This window comes from Clostridium sp. CTA-7 (assembly GCF_054768095.1).
Genome location: NZ_BAAAAV010000009.1, coordinates 120,870 through 144,744, shown reverse-complemented (window position 1 = coordinate 144,744; position 23,875 = coordinate 120,870). Strand labels below are relative to the sequence as shown.

General features: G+C 28.6%; 20 protein-coding genes, 2 tRNA genes, 1 riboswitch and 1 other annotated feature. Of the genes, 5 read left to right on the top strand and 17 right to left on the bottom strand.

Features of this window, described 5'->3' with window-relative positions; translation table 11 throughout:
- Positions 1–117: 117 nt before the first annotated feature.
- From rluF to ACYUEX_RS15960, 3 genes are read right to left on the bottom strand one after another with little or no spacing between them, the layout of a single operon-like run.
- Positions 118–897, bottom strand: a complete 780-nt coding sequence (gene rluF / locus ACYUEX_RS15970) for a 23S rRNA pseudouridine(2604) synthase RluF (RefSeq protein ID WP_411169645.1) — start codon at positions 895–897, stop codon at positions 118–120.
- A 22-nt stretch (positions 898–919) separates the two neighbouring features.
- A complete protein-coding gene (locus ACYUEX_RS15965) occupies positions 920–1,915 on the bottom strand; it encodes an anti-sigma factor domain-containing protein (RefSeq protein WP_411169644.1) in 996 nt (331 codons plus the stop codon).
- Positions 1,915–2,520: a sortase gene (locus ACYUEX_RS15960; RefSeq protein ID WP_411169643.1), complete on the bottom strand. Its 606-nt coding sequence runs from the start codon at positions 2,518–2,520 to the stop codon at positions 1,915–1,917. The genes ACYUEX_RS15965 and ACYUEX_RS15960 overlap by 1 nt, the downstream gene beginning before the upstream one ends.
- Before the next feature lie 566 nt (positions 2,521–3,086).
- On the opposite strand from ACYUEX_RS15960, the gene ispF reads away from it, so the two are divergent.
- Positions 3,087–3,566 (top strand): 2-C-methyl-D-erythritol 2,4-cyclodiphosphate synthase, encoded by a 480-nt coding sequence (ispF, locus tag ACYUEX_RS15955; protein WP_411169642.1) that lies wholly within the window; start codon positions 3,087–3,089, stop codon positions 3,564–3,566.
- Between the two features lie 104 nt (positions 3,567–3,670).
- Here ispF and ACYUEX_RS15950 read toward each other — a convergent pair whose 3' ends face one another.
- The 4 genes from ACYUEX_RS15950 to ACYUEX_RS15935 all read right to left on the bottom strand — a co-directional run bounded on the left by ACYUEX_RS15950 (position 3,671) and on the right by ACYUEX_RS15935 (position 6,426).
- A complete protein-coding gene (locus ACYUEX_RS15950; protein ID WP_460289055.1) occupies positions 3,671–4,948 on the bottom strand; it encodes a Na+/H+ antiporter NhaC family protein in 1,278 nt (425 codons plus the stop codon).
- A 302-nt stretch (positions 4,949–5,250) separates the two neighbouring features.
- A riboswitch (SAM riboswitch) is annotated at positions 5,251–5,357 on the bottom strand.
- 178 nt (positions 5,358–5,535) lie between these two features.
- Positions 5,536–5,611 (bottom strand) — tRNA-Lys (locus tag ACYUEX_RS15945).
- Positions 5,612–5,614: 3 nt separating this feature from the next.
- Positions 5,615–5,688, bottom strand: a tRNA-Gly gene (locus ACYUEX_RS15940).
- Positions 5,689–5,751: 63 nt separating this feature from the next.
- The gene (locus ACYUEX_RS15935) at positions 5,752–6,426 is read right to left on the bottom strand and encodes a hypothetical protein (protein WP_460289054.1); all 675 of its coding nucleotides are present in this window, start codon (positions 6,424–6,426) and stop codon (positions 5,752–5,754) included.
- Positions 6,427–6,690: 264 nt separating this feature from the next.
- Here ACYUEX_RS15935 and ACYUEX_RS15930 point away from each other — a divergent pair, with 264 nt between their 5' ends.
- Entirely contained in the window at positions 6,691–7,101 is a 411-nt protein-coding gene (locus tag ACYUEX_RS15930; RefSeq protein ID WP_411169639.1) for an HNH endonuclease signature motif containing protein, read from the top strand.
- 240 nt (positions 7,102–7,341) lie between these two features.
- Here ACYUEX_RS15930 and ACYUEX_RS15925 read toward each other — a convergent pair whose 3' ends face one another.
- From ACYUEX_RS15925 to ACYUEX_RS15900, 6 genes are all read right to left on the bottom strand, one after another.
- On the bottom strand, positions 7,342–8,706 hold the full coding sequence (locus ACYUEX_RS15925) for an amidohydrolase (RefSeq protein ID WP_460289053.1): 1,365 nt from the start codon (positions 8,704–8,706) through the stop codon (positions 7,342–7,344).
- 63 nt (positions 8,707–8,769) lie between these two features.
- On the bottom strand, positions 8,770–10,482 hold the full coding sequence (locus ACYUEX_RS15920) for an adenine deaminase (protein ID WP_460289052.1): 1,713 nt from the start codon (positions 10,480–10,482) through the stop codon (positions 8,770–8,772).
- A gap of 18 nt (positions 10,483–10,500) precedes the next feature.
- Positions 10,501–11,547: an ABC transporter substrate-binding protein gene (locus ACYUEX_RS15915; RefSeq protein WP_460289051.1), complete on the bottom strand. Its 1,047-nt coding sequence runs from the start codon at positions 11,545–11,547 to the stop codon at positions 10,501–10,503.
- A 28-nt stretch (positions 11,548–11,575) separates the two neighbouring features.
- Positions 11,576–12,607, bottom strand: coding sequence for an ABC transporter ATP-binding protein (locus ACYUEX_RS15910; RefSeq protein ID WP_460289050.1), 1,032 nt, complete (start codon positions 12,605–12,607; stop codon positions 11,576–11,578).
- 35 nt (positions 12,608–12,642) lie between these two features.
- Positions 12,643–13,425: an ABC transporter permease gene (locus ACYUEX_RS15905; RefSeq protein WP_460289049.1), complete on the bottom strand. Its 783-nt coding sequence runs from the start codon at positions 13,423–13,425 to the stop codon at positions 12,643–12,645.
- 1 nt (position 13,426) lies between these two features.
- Positions 13,427–14,257 (bottom strand): ABC transporter permease, encoded by an 831-nt coding sequence (locus ACYUEX_RS15900; RefSeq protein WP_460289048.1) that lies wholly within the window; start codon positions 14,255–14,257, stop codon positions 13,427–13,429.
- Positions 14,258–14,608: 351 nt separating this feature from the next.
- Positions 14,609–14,821, top strand: a binding site (T-box leader).
- Positions 14,822–15,082: 261 nt separating this feature from the next.
- Between ACYUEX_RS15900 and thrS the strand changes: the two genes are divergently transcribed.
- Entirely contained in the window at positions 15,083–17,020 is a 1,938-nt protein-coding gene (thrS, locus tag ACYUEX_RS15895) for a threonine--tRNA ligase (protein WP_460289047.1), read from the top strand.
- Between the two features lie 44 nt (positions 17,021–17,064).
- Here thrS and ACYUEX_RS15890 read toward each other — a convergent pair whose 3' ends face one another.
- The 4 genes from ACYUEX_RS15890 to ACYUEX_RS15875 all read right to left on the bottom strand — a co-directional run bounded on the left by ACYUEX_RS15890 (position 17,065) and on the right by ACYUEX_RS15875 (position 21,492).
- Positions 17,065–17,247, bottom strand: a complete 183-nt coding sequence (locus tag ACYUEX_RS15890; protein ID WP_460289046.1) for a hypothetical protein — start codon at positions 17,245–17,247, stop codon at positions 17,065–17,067.
- 513 nt (positions 17,248–17,760) lie between these two features.
- Positions 17,761–18,336, bottom strand: a complete 576-nt coding sequence (locus ACYUEX_RS15885; RefSeq protein ID WP_460289045.1) for a 5-formyltetrahydrofolate cyclo-ligase — start codon at positions 18,334–18,336, stop codon at positions 17,761–17,763.
- 143 nt (positions 18,337–18,479) lie between these two features.
- Positions 18,480–19,433, bottom strand: a complete 954-nt coding sequence (locus ACYUEX_RS15880; protein ID WP_460289044.1) for a metallophosphoesterase family protein — start codon at positions 19,431–19,433, stop codon at positions 18,480–18,482.
- 373 nt (positions 19,434–19,806) lie between these two features.
- A complete protein-coding gene (locus tag ACYUEX_RS15875) occupies positions 19,807–21,492 on the bottom strand; it encodes a PTS transporter subunit EIIC (protein WP_460289043.1) in 1,686 nt (561 codons plus the stop codon).
- 773 nt (positions 21,493–22,265) lie between these two features.
- Between ACYUEX_RS15875 and ACYUEX_RS15870 the strand changes: the two genes are divergently transcribed.
- Positions 22,266–22,931, top strand: coding sequence for a DUF969 domain-containing protein (locus tag ACYUEX_RS15870; protein ID WP_460289042.1), 666 nt, complete (start codon positions 22,266–22,268; stop codon positions 22,929–22,931).
- A 9-nt stretch (positions 22,932–22,940) separates the two neighbouring features.
- A complete protein-coding gene (locus ACYUEX_RS15865) occupies positions 22,941–23,870 on the top strand; it encodes a DUF979 domain-containing protein (RefSeq protein ID WP_460289041.1) in 930 nt (309 codons plus the stop codon).
- Positions 23,871–23,875: the final 5 nt, after the last annotated feature.

Here is a 23,875-nt window from a genome sequence, read left to right as displayed (position 1 = left end):
AAACCTTCCTATTATAGCCATTTACACGTCTGTGGATAACTTTTTAATATTTTAATAAACATCCTAAATTAATAAGAAAAAGCTATAAGCTGCAATAATTTAACAGCTTATAGCTTTCTAATCATCAAAATCCTTTGTTCTTCCTGAATTACCAATTAATAAATTTAACTTTTTTAACTCTGTATATGTTAAATCTCTCCACTCTCCAATTTTTAAATTATCTAATTTTATATTCATAATCCGTATTCTATTTAACTTAACTACATTATAACCCAAAGCTTCACACATTCTTCTTATTTGTCTATTCATACCTTGAGTTAAAATTATTCTAAATGTATTTTTATTTTCTTTTGTGACATAGCATTTTTTAGTTACTGTACCTAATATTCTTACACCATTTGCCATGGAGTCTATAAACTTTTCATCAATAGCTTTATCAACAGTAACTATATATTCTTTTTCATGATTATTTCCAGCTCTTAATATCTTATTTACTATATCACCATCATTTGTTAGCAATATTAATCCTTGAGAATCTTTATCTAATCTTCCTATTGGAAAAATTCTCTTTTTATGATTTACAAAGTCAACTATATTTCCCTTAACCTTTTTTTCTGTAGTACATGTAATTCCTACTGGTTTATTTAATGCTATATAAACTAAATCATCAATTTTCTTTATAGATTTACCATCTACTCTAACATCTGCTTCTTCTGTTACCTTCGTACCCATAACTGCTTTTATTCCATTTATAGTAACTCTACCGCTTTCTATAAGCTTATCTGCTTCTCTTCTGGAACATATTCCTGTTTCACTTATAAATTTATTTAATCTTATTTCATTTCCTCTATCATTATGTACTATTACATACTTTTTCTCACTATTCTTTTGCTTCATAATTTATCACCTTTTACAGATTTTATGGACTTACCTTATGTTCATCTCCTGAATTATTTAACATAACTTTAAGTTTCTCTTCTTCAATAAAATTTTCTGTTTTCTCTAAAACTCCATATTTTAAAGGATTCCCAGCTACAGTAACTATTACTCCTGATTCAGGAAACATTTCATTGTTAGCAGCATAATTTAATATATTTTTTATTGAATCATCTATTTCAGAGTTATTTACATTTAATTCTTTTAGCATATTTCCGCCTTTTTCTGTTTTACTATAAGAATCTATAACTCTATTAAAGCTGTTTACCTCTAATGTAATTTCAGAAGTAGTTTCTATTACTACAGTTTTATCAATGGATCTATACTTAAATATTGATATCATAAGTATAACTACAATTAAGCTAATTAATATTGAAAATTGTAATTTATACTTCTTAATAGAAATAGCTTCAGTACTAATTAAATCTTCTCCAACTTTATTTTCCTTACCGCACTTAACCTTTACAAACTCACCTTTAAAAGTTAATACTATAGCCTTCCTAATACTCTTTTCTAGTATAATCCCCCTATGCTCTGTTGACTTTATAAGCTCAGAAACCTCATCTACTCCCATTATGTTAATAGCTTCAACTATTTGTATATATTCTTGTAGATACTTGTAATTAGGATTTGATAATATAACAACATATGTTATTATATGCTCTTTCCAATTGTGAAAAAATTCTTTTTCTATTGGTGTTCTTTTGAAAAGTCTATTTATCGGAAATTTCTTTGTTGTATTTAAGTATTCAAAAAGTTCTACATCTTCTATCATAAAATAGGCTATATTTAAAATTTTGTTTCTTACATTATATGATGGCTCTTCATGTGTTAAATCTTTAATAAGTATTTTATAAGTTAAAAGTTCATTTTTTAGCCTTTCTATTTCTTCTGACCTTTTCTCAACAACCTCTTCTAAAGCTAAATTTGATGGAGCCTTAGTTGAGAATTTATATTTATCACTTTGAAAATTGCTCATTATTCTCCTCCACTTTGTAGATCCTTTGTTTCTATAAGCTTACCTTTTACTATAACTCTTTCCTTAGCTCCAACAGTACAAGTTATTAAGGTAATTGTTGCATCATCTGTTTTATCTAAAACATCAACCCTACTTGGATCAACTATAAAATTTTCATCTATTTTGTATATATACTCTTTCTTATTTGCCTTAACTATAATATCGTCTCCTGCTTCAACTTTGTACAAGTTTACAAATGCTTCTGAATAATCTGATACCCTGTGACCAGCTACCACGAAATTTCCTTTTTCTCCTGGTTTTGCTGAATCTTCAAAATGACCTAAGTAATACTGAAGTACATTATCAGACATTCCTTCCACTAAGCCTTGAGATAAGTTTATACTTGGAATTTCAATTAAAGCAATAGGTTTATATCCATTAATTGATTTATCACCATTATCAGATCCCTCACTTTTCGGATCTTCATTTATTACTTGTTCTAAAATATTTTGAAGCTCTTTTTGTTTCTTTGAAGTTTCCATTTTTTTATAAACAATTGATATTATCAATGCTAGTCCAACTATTATTAAAATAATCCCTATTACTCTTCTAATCTTTTCTTTCAAATTCATCATCTCCCATTAAACATTTATACCACTCTATCATATATTATATCATAAACATTATGGACTTTTATAATATATATGTTCTAATTATTAATTTACATTACATTTTGTATTATTTATTTTATAGTAAAATCTCATTAGCAGTATATGAAGAAAATTTAAAAGCATATATATTTTTGAATTTTATATATAAGTTCCTGTAATACCGAATTACTTATACTATAACAAAGTGTATTTACTTTAATTAAATTAATGCAATTTATTAGAACTTATATATGCTTTTTATAGTCTATTAATATTTTAGGAGCAACTTATGAATAGAAAAATAATTTATGTAGATTTCGTCCTTAAACGTAAGAAGCTTTCATCTAGGACCATTCACTTTATTTACAAGCTTAATATTAAATTAAATCATCTTATTAATAAAATATTTAAGAAAAAATATGTAAAAAATAATTCTAAAGTCTATCCCTTTAAAAAAGTATTATAGTTCTAAAAAATAAATTTTAAATATATCTTCTATATTTATGGTAAAATAATTCTATAATTAATTTAGAGGTGATAAAGTGAGGATAGGATTAGGATACGATGTACATCGTTTAGTTGAAGAAAGAGACTTAATAATAGGAGGAGTTAAAATTCCTTATAAGCACGGTTTACTTGGACATTCAGATGCTGATGTATTACTTCATGCAATTATGGATTCATTGCTTGGTGCTTCAGCTCTAGGTGATATAGGCAAGCATTTTCCTGATACAGATGAAAGATTCAAAGGTATTTCAAGTTTAAAACTTTTAAAACAAGTAGGATTACTTCTTTCAGATAATGGTTATTCCATAAACAATATAGATGCAACTATTATTGCTCAAAAACCAAAAATGTCTCCTTATATACAACAAATGAGAGAAAACATAGCACAAGCTTTAGAAATTGATTTAAGTCAAATTAATGTTAAGGCAACTACTGAAGAAGGACTTGGATTTACTGGCAGTGGTGAGGGTATATCCTCTCAAAGTATATGCCTTCTTACAATGGATAATAAATAATTAAAAAGTTAAGAATTAAATTAAGGCTTATAAAAAGCAAGGAGATAACTAAAAAAGTTATCTCCTTATTTTTTGGTTTATATATTTAAATTTTTACAACAGCCTTATTTATTTCTCCAATGAATGTATATAGCTATTATAGCACATATCCCCATAAGATATGGATAAAATAAAAATTTCATTATTGCAAATGGTGATAAAGCTGCAAGACCTGCTGCTGATATTAGTTGAGCTCCATATGGTATTATGCCCTGAAATACACACGAAAACATATCCATTATCCCTGCAACCCTCTTTGGTTCTAAATCAAATTCATTTGAAATATTTTTAGCTATTGGTCCAACAGTTACTATTGCTACTGTATTATTAGCAGTACAAATATCTACTAAACTTACTAGGGTTGCAATACCATACTCAGCCCCTCTTTTACTTTTAAAATTCTTCAGTCCTTTGTTAAGTATAAAGTCTATTCCACCATTAAACTTTATTATCTCTATTGTTCCAGCTATAAGTAATGAGATTATTATTAGCTCACTCATACCAGCTATTCCATCAGATATAGAATTAAATAATCCCAATAAGTCAAAGCTTCCAAATATAAATCCTATTATACATGAAGACAATATTCCAAGTAATAAAACTATTATTACATCAACTCCAAGTAAAGCTGTTATTATAACTATTATATAGGGTAAAATTTTGAATATATTAAAACTTAAAGAATCTAAACTAACTACATTTGCATTTCTTGTTAATACCATGAATATTAACGCAGTTATTATTGCTGCTGGAAGAACTATTATAAAATTCATTTTAAATTTATCTTTCATTTCACAACCTTGAGTCCTTGTTGCTGCTATAGTTGTATCAGATATTATTGAAAGATTATCTCCAAACATAGCACCACTAACTACTGCTCCAACTGCCAATGCTGTTGCTATTCCTGTCTTGTCTGCTATTCCAACTGCAATTGGAACTAATGCAACTATTGTTCCCATTGATGTTCCTATAGATAAAGCTATAAAGCAACCTATAATAAACATTCCAGGTATTAATAGACTACTTGGTAATAAAGATAATCCTAAATTTACAGTTGAGTCTACTGCTCCCATATTTTTAGCAACTTCGGCAAAGGCTCCTGCTAATATAAATATTAATATCATTAATAAAATATTAGTGTTTCCCGCTCCCCTACAAAAAACTTCTACTTTTTCATCAAACTTTACTTTTCTATTCATAATTAATGCTGTTAGAGCTGCTACTAAAAAAGGAACAATAACTGATACAGCATAAAAATCTTTTGCTATTATAGATGTACCTAAATACACTAATAAGAATACTCCTAATGGAATTAAAGCTAGTCCATTACCTTTGTTTTTCAAAATTTCTTCCTCTCCTTTAAAATATAAATTATTTCTAATAACAAAATTAAAAAAGTCGCAAAGGCGAGCTTGTCGAGCCGTCGACTTTTTTTAGCGCATGTGCATTTCCGAAGCTTGCCTGAGGAAAATCTTGCACGCGCACTATATTCACATTTTTTACTCTTTAGGATATAACTTTAATAACTAAATATCTTACAATAATTATGCAAAATAAATATAAAAATATAATTTTCTAAAGAGTAAAAAAAGCTCCTGTAGAAATACAGAAGCTTTACTCACACATATAAAAAATTATAGTTCGCCTCTTATCTACCAGGTTTACCTGCAGGATTTAGCACCTTAAGAATTAATTAAAATTCTTGGTTGCTGGGTTTCATAGGGCCAGTCCCTCCACCACTCTTGATAAGACTTTTAAATTTTGCACTATAATAGTATCAATTTAATATACTATTGTCAATATGAAAAATATTCCTAACACCTTATATAAGTCTTTTATTTTTAAAGTTACTATTAACAATAAAGTATTTAGTGTTAAATGTTCTATAAATAGAAAAAAAGAGATTACATAAAATTAATCTCTCTTTTAATGGTGCGTTATCAGGGGATCGAACCCGGGACACCCTGATTAAGAGTCAGGTGCTCTACCAACTGAGCTAATAACGCATATGGAGCGGGTGATGAGAATCGAACTCACGTAACTTGCTTGGAAGGCAAGGGCTCTACCATTGAGCTACACCCGCAAATATTATTGACAGTAATATTATATATTTAGTAATTATTACTGTCAATAATTAGTTTTACCTTTAAATTATTTCTGTAAGGGATTTTAATAAAATATCTCTAAATCGCTCTCCATGGCTCTTATTTTTATCAGCTTTTTCACATACTTCTTTCCAATCTGAAATAATTAAGCTAGTTCTCTCTTTAAATTCTCTTTCACTTGTTGTCATATAGCTTGAATTTATAACAAATTCCCCTAATTCTTTTGGTGTATTAAAAATTTTTAAATATAAAAATTCTCTATTGTCTCCGTACCAAGTTCTATTAAAGTCTCTAGCAAACTTTTGAAGTGCCCTAATTAATTTATCTTTAGGTAAAGCCCAACACTCCTTTATCATTTTTACATGTCTTCTCATATTATCTGCTTCTTCTTTAGATATTTTTTTATTTTTTTCTCCATCTGAAATTATTATTTCTACTGGAATGTTTGGAACATTAACAACTAACCTTTCCTTTCCATATATCCATTTATAAAAGGCTTCTTGTAAAAATGAATATTGAATATATCCTAACAATATTTTTTCATTTGGAAAGTATGCCCATGTATTATTAAGTCCGTTATTCTTGCAAAAAACTAAGCTATGGATATATATACTTTTTTCATTAGGTAACTTATCCATAAACATATGTCCTCTTATAGTTTTATTTTCATTAATTAATTCTTCCCAGTAATCAAATGAATCATAACTATGTCTCACTGTATCACCTTTCCTTCAGTCTCGTAATATAATATACTATATATATATTATATAGTATATTATACCACCTTTACAAGTATTTTTTAAGAATATAACAAAGTAAATATAAACACTTTATTATAACAATATAATTCTATGTATTAGGATGCACGTATTTTTAGCGTAAAATACCTACTCACCCAATGATATACTTTTATATCTAATTTGAAATAAAAATAAATTTATTTTATAATATTATTAAAGATATAAAAAGGAGGCATGACTTTGTACCACTGTGAAATTTGTGGATCAAAAGCGGATATTCATCATATAGTTCATAAACACGAAGGTGGCTACGATATTAAGTTAAACTATAAATATCTTTGCAACTACCACCATAGAGGGAAACATGGTCCTCATAACTGTATAGAAACTGATTTAAAGTATAAACTTGAATTACAAGATAAGCTTTTTAAGCTCTTACCAAAAGATTACTATACAGCTAAGGAACTTTACAATATTTTAGAAATATCTCATTCTTCTTTAAAAAAGTTAATCAAAAACCTTAAACTATTTAAAGAAGGATACTCTAAAAAAGAAATAATAAAGAACCTCATGGGTGGTAAACTCTACTCCTATGCTATGCTTCAAGAGCTTGAGTTAGAACGTCTTTTCCATAATATTAATATTAGCTAAAATTTAACTTTATATTCAAGTTACCATTTATTTGTATATGTAATTAAATTATAGATATTTTTAATGAATTTTAATAACTTTATATAAATTTTTTCCAATTAAAAAAGCTTCTTAAAGATTATACATTTCTTTAGAAGCTTTTATTTTATTCAATACCTAAAATTTCTAATATATTCTTTTGTTAAATAATATCCTGAATCTTTAATACAACAATATGCTTTCTAATTTAATAGGCTATCCTTAAAGTTCTTTAGCAACCTTATTTATTTTTTCTTTTAAGCTCATTAAATTTTTTCTAATTTCTGTGAATTCCTCACTTAACAGAATCTTATCTCTAACAACAACCTTTCCATCGACTACTACCGTATCTACATTACTAGGATTAGCCGAATAAACTATAGTAGCATAATAATCATATATTGGTTGCATATTAACAGATTTTGTCTCTATTAAAACTAAATCTGCCTTTTTTCCTATTTCTATGGATCCAACATCTTCACTCATTCCTAATACTCTAGCTCCACCTATGGTAGCCATCTCTACTAATTCTATTGATGGTAGTAACGTTCTATCCTTATTAAATAACTTATGTATCTTACCTACTTGTGACATTTGAGTTATTATATCTAAAGTATTTCCACTCATAGGCCCATCCGTTCCAAGCCCTATGCTTATTCCTTCTTCTTTCATCTTGACAATAGGCGCTACACCTTTTGCCCCCTTAGAATTTGCACCTATGTTATGGGATACACCTACTCCTCTTTCTTTTAATATTTTTATATCTTCATCATTAACTAACACTGTATGTGCTGATATAAAATTAGAATCTAATATACCCAAGCTATCTAAATATTGAACTGGAGTTAGATTATACTTTTCTCTATATTCACTTATTTCATAATCCATTTCAGCTACGTGCATAGTTATAGGAACATTATATTCTTTACTTATTTTATATGCTTCTTTTAATGATTCATCTGTATTAGTATATGGTGCATGTGGTGCTATTCCTGGAGTTATTAAAGTATCATTCCTCCATTTTTCAATAAAACGCCTTGAATAATCTAATCCCCCAAAAGGCTCTTTAGTATCTGGCGCGACGAAGTTTACTATGGTTTCACACAATACTCCTCTTATATTTAGTTCTTTAGCTGCCTTTGCAACTTCATCTTCAAAGTAGTACATATCACAAAAAGTAGTTACTCCCCCTAATAGCATTTCAGCTATAGCATATTTAGCACCTATATAAGTTAACTTTTCATCAACTAACTTTTGCTCTAATGGAAATAAATATCTTTTTAATCTATCCTTATAATCATCTGCCAAACTTCTAAAAGGAACCATTGATGAATGAGTATGACAATTTATCATTCCTGGCATTAAAATTCCTTCTTTTCCATCTATAACCTCAAATTCACATTCATTTGAACATCTATTTTTATTTATATATCTCTCTAGAGAATCATCCTCTAAACTAGCATCTCCAATATATGTTATTTTATTTCCTTCAAAAGCAACTACTCCATTTTCTATCATGTCTTTATTTTCATTCATAGTAATTATAGTAACATTCTTAAATATAGTTACCTTACTTTTTACTTTCATATTGACCTCCAAGTTATATTTTTATATTAAATTAGACTATGCATAACATAGTCTAATAATTTATTACTTAAATAACGAAACAAACTTCTGAGCCTTTACATCTATTAATCCTTTATCTGTAATTTTAAGAGCTGGGCTAACAGGTAATGACAATGTACTAAATGACATTATTTCATTCATATGAGTATAGCCTAAATCCTTCATCCCTTGCCTTACTTTTTCTAGATTTTTCCCTACTACCTCAATTGGCTCATCACTAACTATTCCACCTATAGGTAAGCTTAACTCAGCTAATACACTACCCTTATTTACAACAACATATCCTCCTCCAGAAGATATAACTTGATTTACAGCTAAAACCATATCCTCAACAGTTCTTCCCATCACCATAAGATTATGGTGATCATGTGCCCATGTAGTTGCTATTGCACCTTCTTTTATAATTCCACCTTCTACTAAGCCAAAAGCTACATTATTGTTTTTACCATATCTTTCAAATACAGCTATTAAGCAGCAGTCTTTATTTTCCCACTCTAAAATGTTATTAGCTATATTTAGTGTAATTTCACCTTCTTCTGTAAAGGTCGTATTCTCAAATACTTTAATAGTCCTACATGTAACTTTATTATTGTATAATTTAGGCACTTTAATTAGTAAATCTTCTTTAGTAATTGGTTTTACTTTTATACTGTTATAAAATCTTTCACTAAATCTGCTCTTTGTTTTAAAATACTCTTCTTTTATTCCTTCTGATTTACTAAATACAACTTCTCCATTTTTATAAACTTCTTCAATCTCAAAGCTATATAAATTACTAAGTAGAATAAAGTCTGCAATTTTTCCCGGTGCTATTATTCCTCTATCTAGAAGTCCCATTCTCATAGATGGAGTATAAGTAGCTACATATACTGCATTTTCTAGTGACATTCCTAATTTCATGGCTTTTTTGACTAATTCATTAAGATGTCCTTTTTTTAACGTATCTGCCATTACATCGTCTGTAGCTAAGCAAAAATGCTCATATAAATTATTCTCTATTAAAAAATTTATATTTTCACTAGTCATTGATTTATGTTGCATTTCTATAAACATACCATTTCTTATTTTTTCTTCAAGAGATGATACGCTTTGTTGAGTATGGTCTCCATTTACACCTCTATAAATATACAAAGATAAATCTACTCCATCAATTTTAGGACAATGTCCTTCTAAAGGAATGTTTCTTTTTTTATTTTTACTAATATTGATTATCTTATTTATAGTAGAATTTTCATCCTCTATTAAATCCTTAAAGTTCATTACTTCTCCGAGACAAAGAACTCTATCACAGGATAATAGTTCTTCTACCTCTCTCACACCAATTTTCCCTCCAGTAGTCTCTAAATCACTTGAGGTTGAAGGTACAGAGCTTGGTATGCCATAAAATATATCTACTTTTTCCTCAGACTTCATAAATTCCTTTATTCCTTCGATTCCAAAAACATTTGCAATCTCATGAGGATCAGCTACAACTGTAGTAACCCCATGTTTTATTACAGCCTTTGAAAATTCACTTGGAATGGTCATTGAGCTTTCTATATGCATATGTATATCTATTAATCCTGGAATCATGTACTTATTATTACCGTCTATAACATTTTTAGATGTTAACCTGTTCTCATAATTATGTCCTATATGAACAAATTTACAATTATGTATTACAACATCACCTTTTATGAATTTTTTAAAATAACTGTTATATACATTTAAATTTTTTATGATTAATTGTACTTCCATTCTCTCACCCATTTAATACTAGTTCATTATTCTGTTCCAAGTATTAATCCATTGCTCCATTAATGGATTTACAAATTTGAAATCTATTATTTTTGCATTATCAACTACTGCTCCATATGTTAAATTCTTAGAATCTTCTTCGGTTAATTTAACTTCTGTATTAACTGGCGCTTCCTTTAAAGCTTTAGCTGTTTTCTCTTGAACTTCTGGACTTAAAGCATAATTTATAAACTCATACGCTAATTCTTTGTTCTTTGAATTCTTATTTATATTAATTGTGTTGAAGTTTAAGTAAGTTCCTGATTCTGGAACTATATTTTTAACTCCTGGCTTAGCTTTTGCAATTGTATCATATGCGAAATCTGATGCTACAGCTGCAACTATTTCTCCACTTGAGAACATATTAGCTAAATCTGATGATTTGCTATAAGTCTTAACAACATTTGGCTTTAAAGCCTCTAGTTCTTTAAAGGCTGCCTCACCTTTATCTGATTTGATATCAACCCCTGCTTTAATTGCCGCAATATCTACTATTGCTGGCCCATTAGTAGTAGTTATATCTGGTATAGCTATTTTATTTTTTAATTCCGGTTTCCATAAATCTTCCCATGAATTTATCTCTATTCCAGCCGATGGATCTACTACTATTCCTATACTGTTTAATGTATAAGCTGGACCATATCCTCTTTCTACAGTAGCTTTAGCTTTTTCATTCATATTTTCAGCATTTGGTATTTTTGAGTAATCTATTTTTTCAAATATACCTGCTTCTATACCTTGTTCAGCAAATGACTCTGCTAAATAAGTTATATCTATATTAGAATTAGGATTGTTCTTCATTTTAGTTAGTCTTTCAGAATTATTTCCAACCTCTAAAACAATCTCTACTCCATGTTCCTTAGCAAAAGGTTCAAACACTGTTTCTTTTAATACATCCTCATTTAGTCCCCATGTTGAAATTACAAGTTTTTTGTTTGATGCAGCATCTCCAGATTTGTTACATCCTACTAAAGCTGTTGATGAAATTAATCCTGTTAATAATAATGCTAAAATTCTCTTCTTCATAAATATTCTCCTTTATCTTATGCAAATTTTATAATATAACTATTTTATTTGATGGTAATTGAATCTTTACTTTATCTCCTTTTTCATATATAAGGCTATTTTCACTATTCACAATTATGCTACCCACAGATGTTTTAACATCATATTGGTATGCTTTCCCTAAGAATGTTCTTATTTCTATGATACCGTCTATTGTATTTTCTAGGTCTTCATTAACTATCTTTATATCATCTGGTCTTATAGTTGCTTTAACATCTATTTGGTCCTTTGATTTGCCCACCTTAAATTCAGCTCCACATTCACTACAATAAGTATCCTTTGAAACCTTTTTTAAATTAATGAAGTTTTCAAATCCTACAAACCTTGCAACAAACTCTGTAGCTGGATTTGAATAAATATTTTCCGGAGTATCAAATTGTTCTATGACTCCTTTATTGAGTACTGCCACTCTATCTGATATTGAGAAACACTCTTCTTGATCATGAGTAACAAATAATGTTGTTATTCCTAGTTTTTGTTGAAGTTTTCTTATCTCAACTCTCATTTTAAGCCTTAACTTTGCATCAAGATTACTTAAGGGTTCATCTAAGAGTAAAAGTCTTGGCTCTATAACTAACGCCCTTGCTATAGCTACTCTTTGTTTTTGTCCCCCAGATAATTCTTTAGGATACCTCTTTGCTAAGTGAGTCATATCTACAGTTTCTAATATTTCATCTACCTTCACTTTTATTTTATCCTTAGGCATATTTTTCATCTTTAAGCCAAAGGCTACATTTTCTTCAACTGTTAAATGTGGAAATAATGCATAACTTTGGAACACTAGTCCAAAATTTCTATTATGAACAGGTATCTTTGTATAATCTTCATTCTCTAATAAAAACTTACCTGCAGTTGGCTCTATAAATCCTGCAACAACTCTTAAAGTTGTAGTCTTTCCACATCCACTTGGCCCAAGAAGAGATACCAGCTCTCCCTTTTTAACTTTTAGATTTAAATTTTCTAATATATTATTTTTTTTATCATATGAAACATTTATGCTTTGTAAATTTATTAAATCCATTTTACTTGTCCTCCAACTCTTTATTAGTCATAACTTTATCCTGCGAAATTATTAAGACCTAAGGTCTTTTCTAATATGTACATAATTCCAATAGTTAATATCATTAATATTACTGATAATGCTGATACTGTTGGATCATAATTATACTCAACATAGTTCATCATTGTTATAGGTAATGTACTTATCCCTGGTCCAGTTAAAAACATAGATACTGGAACATTATTAAATGAATTTATAAAAGCTAACATAAATGCTGCCATTACTCCTGATGTTATATTAGGTAATACTACTTTAAAGAAAGTTAATGATTTTTTGCATCCTAAGCTCATAGCTGCTTCTTCTATTGAATAGTCAAATACTTCTAAACTAGATCCAATAACTCTTATTATGTAAGGAATAATTACTAATGTATGTCCAATAAATAAACTAATATGTACTGAAAGACTTAACTTTACTAATAAGAATTGGAATAGTGAAAATCCAACTACTATACCAGGTATTATTAGTGGTGAGAAGAAGAAGCTTTTAATAGCAGCTTTTCCTCTAAAGTCATATCTACTTAATCCATAAGCTGCAGGCGTACCTATAATTAAAGCTGCTAATGTAGCTACTCCCGATATTACAAAACTGGTAATCATACTGCTTATAAAAGCTTCTGATTTAAATACTGTTAAAAACCATTGTAAAGTAAATCCTTTTGGTGGGAATGCTATATAGTTTTCTGTTCCTATACTTGTCATAGCAATAATAACTAATGGCGCAAATAAGAATATATATACTAATACAACAAAAGCTGTTAGAAATTTATTTTTTTTCATCTTATGAAACACCCCTCTTATCTAGTTTTGACGCTAGGAAGTTGATTCCCTTTATAACTATTAATGTAACTACAATCATTATAGTGGCTACTACTGCAGCTCCTTGCCAATCCCCCAATGTCATGGTTTTTTGATATATTAATGTGGCCAAAACTGTATTTTTGTTTCCACCTAATAGTTGTGGAGTCGTATATGCAGTTAAAGACCCTGTAAATACTAGAACCGTTCCAACTATTAATCCTGGTAAACTAAGTGGGAATATAACCTTGAAAAATGCCTTTAATTTACTTGCTCCCAAGCTTTCTGCTGCTTCTAATAAATCATTTTCTACATTTTCCATAACCCCAACAAGAGAAATAATCATTAAAGGTAAGAAAATATATACTGTACCAACTATAATTGCGCCTTCTGTATACAAAAGTGATAGTGGTTCATTTATCATATTTAACTTTATAAGTAAGCTATTTATAACACCATTCTTCCCTAAAATGCTCATCCAAGCAAATGAACGAACAACTGAATTTGTTAAAACAGGAAATACTGTTAATGCAATAAGTAAACCTCTTAACTTTTTAGATATTCTTGATATGTAATACGCTACTGGTACACCTATAATCATACAAATTGCAGATGATATTAATGATATCTTAATGGTCCTCCAGAATATTAACATCATATATGAATCTTTAAAGAAATTTGTATATTGGCTAAACATTCCTCCAGCTGTATTTGTCAATGTAGGAATTATTGTGCCTAATAGTGGAACTATCATAAAGTATGCTACTAATACTACACATGGTATAAATAGTATATAATGACTTCTTCGCTTCATTTTTTCATTTCTCCTCTAAATAATTCGTTAATGTACGAACTTTTTCACGTTTTTTATTCATATTATAAGTTTATTTTACTTTTTTATACGAACAATGTCAACTTTTTATTTTTTATATTTCGTTTTGAGTCTATTTTTAATATTAATTTTAACTAAAATTATGTTTCAGAATTACATATTTATGATTTAATTCAATTTCTACATTTTCTTTCCATAGCCAAATCACGAATATTCTTTTCTTATATATAGATTAAAATAGCTTTATACTACTTTTTTATAAAAAATTTTAAGTTTAATTCTTTTTTGTTGACATTAGCATATTATATAACTATAATAATTAGTAATAAATATTTGAACACGTTGAAGAGAAGAGTAAACTACGTTTCATTTTCAGAGAGAGATATGTTTGGTGAAATTATCTTACTTGAATTTAGTTGAAGACCACCTCTGAGTGACTCTAATAAAGTCCGTTTATATCACGTTACGATATTCTTAAGAGGCCTTATTTTAGGCAATTAAGGGTGGAACCGCGGGAAAATTAGAATTTATACTCTCGTCCCTTCTATTTATATAGAAGAGACGGGAGTTTTTTTACTCTTTAGGAAATTATATTTCTATATTTATTGTGGATAACTATTGTAAGATATTCAGTCATTAAATCTATCTCCTAAAGAGTAAAAATATGAATATAGTGCGCGTGCAAGATTTTCCTCAGTCAAGCTTCAGAAATGCACATGCGCTAAAAAAAGTCGACGGCTCGACAAGCTCGTCTTGGCGACTTTTTTGTTTACTTTTTAAATTTGTATTACGAAGGGAGAAATAAATATGATTAAAATTACTTTAAAAGATGGATCAGTAAAAGAATTTGAAGCTAGTATTTCTGTTTTAGATATAGCTAAATCAATTAGTGAAGGCTTAGCTAGAAATGCTTGTTGTGGAATAGTTAATGGAGAGGTTGTAGATTTACGTTATGTTGTAAATCAAGATAGCGAACTTGCAATTTGCACATTTGATTCTCAAGAAGGAAAAGATGCATTAAGACACAGTATATCTCATGTTTTAGCTTATGCAGTTAAAAGATTATATCCTAATGCAAAACTAGCTATAGGACCTGCTATAAGTGATGGTTTCTATTATGATTTTGATGTAGAAAATTCATTTACAGCTGAAGACTTAGTTAAAATAGAAGATGAAATGAAAAAAATAATAAAAGAAAATCCTTCTATCGAAAGATTTGAATTACCAAGAGTTGAAGCAATAAAGCTTATGGAAGAAGCTAATGAACCATATAAGGTTGAATTAATAAATGACTTAGACGAAAATGAAGTTATATCTTTCTATAAAATGGGTGACTTTGTTGACTTATGTGCAGGTCCTCATTTAATGTCATTAAAATCAGTTAAAGCTATTAAACTTATTAGAAGTGCAGGTGCTTACTGGAAAGGTAATGAAAAGAATAAAATGCTTTCAAGAGTATATGGAACAGCCTTCTTAAAGAAAGTTGATTTAGATGCTCACTTAGAAGCATTAGAAGAAGCTAAAAAGAGAGATCATAATAAATTAGGTAGAGAACTTAAAATATTTACAACTGATGAAAATGTAGGTCAAGGATTACCATTAATAATGCCTAAGGGAGCAAAAATGATACAACTTCTTCAAAGATGGGTTGAGGATGAAGAAGAAAAAAGAGGTTATGTATTTACTAAAACTCCTTCTATGTCTAAAAACGACTTATTTAAGGTTTCAGGACACTGGGATCACTATAAAGACGGTATGTTTGTTTTAGGTGATGAAGACCATGATCCAGAAGTTATGGCATTAAGACCTATGACTTGTCCATTCCAATATACTATTTATAATGCTGAGCAACACAGCTATAGAGAGTTGCCAATAAGATATGCTGAAACTTCTACTTTATATAGAAACGAATCATCAGGTGAAATGCATGGATTAATTCGTATAAGACAATTTACTTTATCTGATGGTCATATAGTTTGTAGACCTGATCAAATTGAAGAAGAATTCAAGGGTTGTGTTGAGTTAATAAATCATATAATGTCTACTTTAGGAATTGATGAAGATATTTCATTTAGATTCTCTAAATGGGATCCAAAGAACACTGAAAAGTATATAAATAACCCTGAAGCCTGGGAAGATACTCAAGTGTTAATGAAAGGAATATTAGATCATCTTGGCATTAACTACGTAGAAGCTGAGGGTGAGGCTGCATTCTACGGACCTAAACTTGACATTCAATTTAAAAATGTTCATGGAAAAGAAGATACAATAATCACTATTCAAATCGACTTTGCCCTTGCAGAGAGATTTGGTATGACTTATATAGATAAAGATGGTAATAAGAAACGTCCATATATAATTCATAGATCTTCAATTGGATGTTATGAAAGAACTTTGGCTATGCTTATTGAAAAATATGCTGGTGCATTCCCAACTTGGCTTGCTCCTGCTCAAGCAATAGTTCTTCCTATTTCTGATAAATATAATGACTATGCTGAGTCTATAGTTAAAGATTTCAAAAATGCAGGAATAAGAATTTCTGGAGACTACAGAGCAGAAAAGATCGGCTATAAAATTAGAGAAGCTAGACTTGAAAGAATCCCTTACATTTTAGTTGTTGGTGAAAAAGAAACTGCTAACAATGAGGCTTCAGTAAGAAGCAGAAAAAATGGAGAAGAAGGTGCAATTCCAGTTTCAGAATTAAAGAATAGATTAATCTTAGAAATAGCAAATAAAGAAAAATAATATAAAGCAGGTATTTGACTAACTTCAAATACCTGCTTTTTTCATTATTTATTTTCTTCAATAAGTTTTTTCATCTTATTTTGAAGTAACCATATTTTCTTTTGCTTTCTATTATAAGCTACCATTCTGTCTTTATTATTTGTACTTGATTCTAATAATTTTGTACAATTTTCTTCAGCCATTTTTAAAGCATCATTAAGAATTTGAAGTTCTTCCTTTGTAAACATAACAAACCACTCCCTATAATTAATTTGTATTCTATATTTAATAATTAAATCAATTAGAATTTTATTTCTTATCACTAATAACTTTCATTGCTTTTTCTTATTTAATATTATTTATTATATCAAAAGTGTTATGGAATTTAAAATATAAAACTTTAAAGAACTAAATAAGAAAAAGTTAGATTGTTTTGTATTATATAATCTAACTTGTATGAACCACTTTATTATATCTTTAATTTATAAAAAGGGGTACACGTTTCGTTACCCCCATTCATATTGTGAACTTGTTTCAAGGTATGAATAATTTTAACCTACTTTATTTTAGGATGTTTTTCTAGATATTTAGCTAATTCTAAAGCATTTTGAGAATACATTTCCGTTCTTAAATGAGAAGTTTCTAAAACCTAAATTTGTTAAGTAAGCATTAAATAGACTTTGATACGCCCCAAGATCTCATCCTAATGTAACTCTTCCCTTTGTTATATATGCATCATTCTCAAAATTTTCAACTACTAATTAAAATTTATCTATGATTTTGGTATTAGTAACTATATAGTCTATCTTAACATCGTGTGCCTCGGCATCTATACTTTCAACTATTTGAAGATCATAAGCTAAAGCCACTTTATTATTTTTATATTTTATATCTTCTAAATATCTATCGTAATAACCTCCGCCATATCCTATCCTATTTCCTTTATTATCAAAGACTACTCCTGGAACTATTATTAAATCTATATTTGTTTTTTCTATAAAATTAGAATCATCGTATGGCTCCAATATTCCCATGGAGTTTTTCTTTAATTCATTAAATGAATTTAACTTTATTGCTTTCATAGATTTATTACCCTTATATATTTTAGGAATAAAAACCTCTTTTCCATCATTTAATGCTTTTTCTATTATGTTTATTGTATTTATTTCATTACTAAAATTTATATAAATAAAAATACTCTTGGCATTTTTATACAGTTCACTATTTACTAACTTATTAAATATATTATTATCCATAGATTCTTTTTCATTCTTAGCTAAAAAATCTCTTATTGATAGTATTTTATTTCTTAATTTTTTTTTATCTTCTTTATTCATAATATTCTCCTTAAGTCAGATAGTTTGTAAATATTTTGTCAACTATACTTTCTAATTCCCTTTATAATATAGGATAATCCAAGTCCCAAAAATGCCGCTACTGTTCCAAACATAAAATTATCTGTAAGCAATCCTCAAGTTCACTAATTAACAATCTCCTTATTAAATATCCATTGTTTTTCTTCTATATTCCTACCTTTAATGGTAACATTATTACCATTTACTTCTATATAAACTCCTTTAATATAGTCTGCTTCTCTCCTATAACCCTTTTCTTCATTTTGATCAGGTATAATAGTATAATGAACAGCCCCTGTATTAACTATTGTAAATGGTTTATTTAAAATTACACTGTTTTCATTCAAGTCACTATGAGTGTGAGATGCAAATATTATTACTTCTGGATATTGTGCTAATATCTCTTTAATTTCTTCACTTTGCTTAACACCAATCCATGAATTATTTCCATAATCTAAGTGTTGATGTAAAAATACAAATATCGGTTTTCCTTTTTGATGATTTTCAGCTAGTTTTTCTTTGAACCATTCTAATTGTTTATTAGATATAAATGCTGTTACTGAATTTAAAGTTTCAGAATTACCATCTTCAGATCCTAGCGATATGAAATGATAGTCTTTTACCCATTTATCATGATATACCTTTTCTTCTCCAGAAAACTCAAGATATTTATTTATAAATATTTGAACTTGCTCTGGAGAATTCGTTTCAATATTATAATCAAAAAATTCATGGTTCCCAATATTTTTAATAATTGTTCCAGGTAAGAACTCTTTATTTTTATCTAAAGCTTTTTGTACTGAATCATATTGTTCATCTAATCCTTGATCTACAACATCGCCATTTAACACTAATGCATCCATATTAGGATTTATTGTATATAAATCATTAATAGCCTTTTGAAAATGATCAATATTCTCATGAACATCTCCTAACACAGCAAAAGCAAGATCTGAATTTGATGATGTTGTTGCTGTTGTAATCTTAGGAATTGCTTTAGATTTATTTATATATGTAACTGATATTACTCCTAAAAAGATTATTATAATTGTAATAATGATTAATTTAAATTTTTTCATTTTTAATCACCCCTACTTTAAAATTAGTTCTGAATCTAAAATCTTAATTAAATTTATTTTTTTCTATAACTTATATAATATTCACTTCTATTCCTTAAAAGTTTTCTAATTTAATATATCTATAATATAATTTCAACTTATCTTTATCACTAATTTAGCATTTAACCCCAATTATGTCTAATACTTAAATTCAATATATAATGTTTAAAAAGTATTATATATATTGAATTTAAGCAAATCAAAATCATCTAACTGCAATTTATTATAAAAAGTCTATCATAAATCTAATATTCTATATAAAAAAAATCGTTAATTCTATTTATAAGAATTAACGATTTTTTACTCTTTATTTAAAAGCCATATGCACTAACTATTAATCAAGATCTAAGATATTTTTAATTTCATTTTTATAAGCATCTGCTTTAGCTCCAAATATAGCTTGAATTCCATTTCCAACTTCAACTACACCTGCTGCTCCTAAAGATTTTAATTCATCTTTATTTACATTTGCTTTATCTTTAACTTCAACTCTTAATCTAGTTATACAAGCATCAACACTAACTATATTTTCTTCTCCACCTAAAGCTGCTAAAACTGCTGGAGCTTTTTCAACTATTTCGTTGTTTTTACCCTTAGCATTTTCTTTTATATCAGCTTGAGGGATTCCAGCTTTAGCTTGGTAATCCGCTTTAGTGTAAAGCTTAGTTTCTTCTTCACTTTCATCTCTACCTGGAGTCTTTAAGTTGAATTTCTTAATCATGAATAAGAATAAGAAGTAATAAACTACTGCATATACTGCACCAACAATTATAACCATTATCCAGTTAGTTGGTACTCCAGCTCCTGCTGGTAATAAACCGAATAAAGTAAAGTCTATTAGACCACCTGAGAATGTCATACCTATGAATACATTTAATATATCCATTAACATAAATGATAAACCTGCTAATATACAGTGTACTCCGTATAATACTGGAGCAACGAATAAGAATGTAAATTCAATCGGTTCAGTAATACCTGTTAACATTGATGTTACTGCTGCTGAAATTAATAGTGATCCAACAATTTTCTTCTTGCTTGGAGCTGCTGCCTTATACATTGCTAAAGCTGCTGCTGGAAGACCAAATATCATAAATGGGAACTTACCAGCCATAAATCTTGTAGTACCTGCAACTACTGTTGCCATATCTGCTGATGAAGCACCAACTAAACTACCCATATTTGATAATTGAGCAAAGTAAGCTGTATTAGCTCCTGCAACTGTTTGCCATGTTCCATTTACTAAAATATTTCCTTCAACAAATGATCCAAACCAGAATGGTGTATAGAATACATGGTGTAATCCAAATGGAACTAATGCTCTTTCAATAACTCCATAGAAGAATGTTCCAACCGCTCCTGCATTTCTAACTAATTCTGAAAGTCCTACTATACCATTTTGTACTACTGGCCATACGAAAGCTAAAAGTGCTCCAACTAAAGCCATAACTAATGATGTTATTATCGGTACAAATCTTGATCCTGAGAAGAATCCAATAACTTGTGGTAATTGTATTGTGTGATATTTATTATGTAATAATGCTGTAACTATACCTGCTATAATACCACCAAATACTGACATATTTAATGTGAATATACCTAAGTTAGTAGTTACATAAGTTCCATATGCACCAACCTCTTTTGCAGTAACAACGCCTAATTGAGTTAATCCTAAAGTTAACATTGAAGAGATAACTTGGTTCATTACTATGAATCCAAATACTGATGCTAATGCTGCTGTTCCTTTATCTTTTTTAGCTAGTCCAACAGCAACACCTACTGCAAATAATAATGGTAGATTTCCAAATATTATATCCCCAACATTTTTCATTATTGTTAATACTGCTGTAACAGCTGGAATACTAACAAAAGCTATAAGTGGTTGATAAACTGCTGGTGGGTTGTTTAATCCTGATATTCCTAATAATGCACCACCAACTCCTAGTAAAATACCTGCTATTGGTAAAGCTGCTATTGGAAGCATGATTGCTTTACCGATTCTTTGTAAAAATTGTAGCATTTATAATTCCTCCTTAAATAAATTTTATATAAATATAAAAATAAGCTGCTAAGTAGTTTTTGCTACTATGGATTTATTATTTCCATTTTGCCATAAAGTTATGAAACCTTTTTAAAATAGTATTATAAAAAATAAAAAAAGGACCAAAACCTTATAGATATAGCTATATCTATAATATTTTTAGTCCTTGCCTGCATAACCAGTAACACACTACTTATTTAATTACGTTTTTATAGTATCACAACTTTTTTATAATGTAAATGTTTTTTTATTATTTTTTTCTAATTTATTTTTATTTATTAAATTATTTATCATATTATTTAGTAACTTATATTGATTTAAATCTTTTGTTTCCTTCTTCATAAAATCAACTCCCTGTTACTTTATCATTATATATTGTACATAATAAAAGCACTAGCTTTATTATAAGCAAAATATATTTCTTTTAGTCAATTATTACATGTAACTATCTAACACGACCATTAACCTCATTTTTTCTTTCAATACATAATTCTTTCTAAGAAATAGATATTTTACTTAAATATTTAAAATTTCCAATATATATTATATGTTCAAGCACTCTAAAATAGTTCCTAATTTTCTATTTTAATATTAAATTAATATATTAATACTAAGAATCATAATAATTCCAAATTATAAATTTTTATCTTTTTCTATGGATTTTATACAAAATTAGTTGTATAATTAAACAAATGTTCAATATATAACAAATTTATTTAATTAATTATAAATTTCGAAAGGATTCGATAAATATGGCATTAATAGGAATATTAATAATAATTGTAGGATTTGCTCTAAAGTTTAATACAATAGCAGTTGTAATTGTTTCTGGTATTGTAACTGGTTTAATTGCTGATATGAGTGTTTCTGAAATACTTACAACTTTAGGTCAAACCTTCGTACAAAAAAGAGAAATGAGTTTATTTCTTTTAACATTACCTGTAATAGGATTATGTGAAAGATACGGACTAAAAGAAAAAGCAATTATGCTAATAAAGAAAGTAAAAGGTTTATCCACTGGTAAACTTATCTCTGGATATTTATTGATTAGAGAAGTATCTGCTGCCCTTGCAGTTAAACTTGGTGGACATCCTCAATTTGTAAGACCACTAATTAATCCTATGGCTCAAGGAGCTGCTATCTCTAAATATGGTGAACTTGATGATGAAGATGAAGATTTAATTAAAGCTCATTCAGCAGCCGCTGATAACTATGGTAATTTCTTTGGACAAAATGTATTTTTAGCAAACTCAGGAGTTCTTCTTATAGCTGGTACATTAGAGACTTTAGGCTATAATGTTGATGCATTACAAGTTGCTAAAGCTTCAATTCCTATAGCTGTAATAGCTTTTATTTTAGGAGTTATACAAAACTATTTACTAGATAAGAAACTAGCTAAAAAATATAAAAATAGGTAGGAAAAATTTATGGATATTAAGATGTTTTCAAATATACTATTAGAAATATTCTACATTATAGTAGGTTTGTTTTTTATCCTTACTATGATGTTTACTTTAAAAGACAAGAATCATAAAACTAAATATGGTACTGCTTTATTTTGGGGAATACTTGGTGTTATATTTATACTAGGCAAATACATTCCCTCAGTTGTAACAGGATTCCTTATTGTAATAATAGGTATCCTAGCTGCCTTTAATCAAATTAATATTGGAAGCATAAAGGAATTAGACAGTACCTTTGCAAACTTAAAAGCAAATGAGATAGGTATAAAAATATTTATCCCTTCATTAATAATTGCTTTAGTTGCTTTAATTATTGCTCAATTTACACCAATTTCAGGCGTAGCTGCTGTAGGTATTTCAGCAATAGTTGCTTTAATATCTACCTTCTTAATAACTAAGGCTAAACCTAGTGAGTTTATAGAAGATAGTGATAGAATGTTCCAAGCTGTTGGAGCTACTGCAATATTACCTCAACTTCTAGCTGCTCTTGGCGCGTTATTTACCGTTGCTGGTGTTGGAGACATTATATCAAATATGATTTCAAGCGTTATTCCTGAAGGTAACGTATTAATAGGAATAACAGCTTATTGCTTAGGTATGGCTATATTTACTGCTATTATGGGTAATGCATTTGCTGCCTTCTCAGTTATAACAGTTGGTATAGGAGTTCCTTTTGTATTTGCTCAAGGCGGAGATCCTATAGTTGCATCAGCGTTAGCTATGACAGCTGGTTTCTGTGGAACACTATTAACACCTATGGCTGCAAACTTTAATGTATTGCCAGTAGCTTTATTAGAAACTAAAGATAAAAATGCTGTTATAAAAGCACAAGCTGTATTTGCAATTGTCTTACTTGCAATTCATATACCACTTATGTACTTCTTAGCATTTTAGATTTT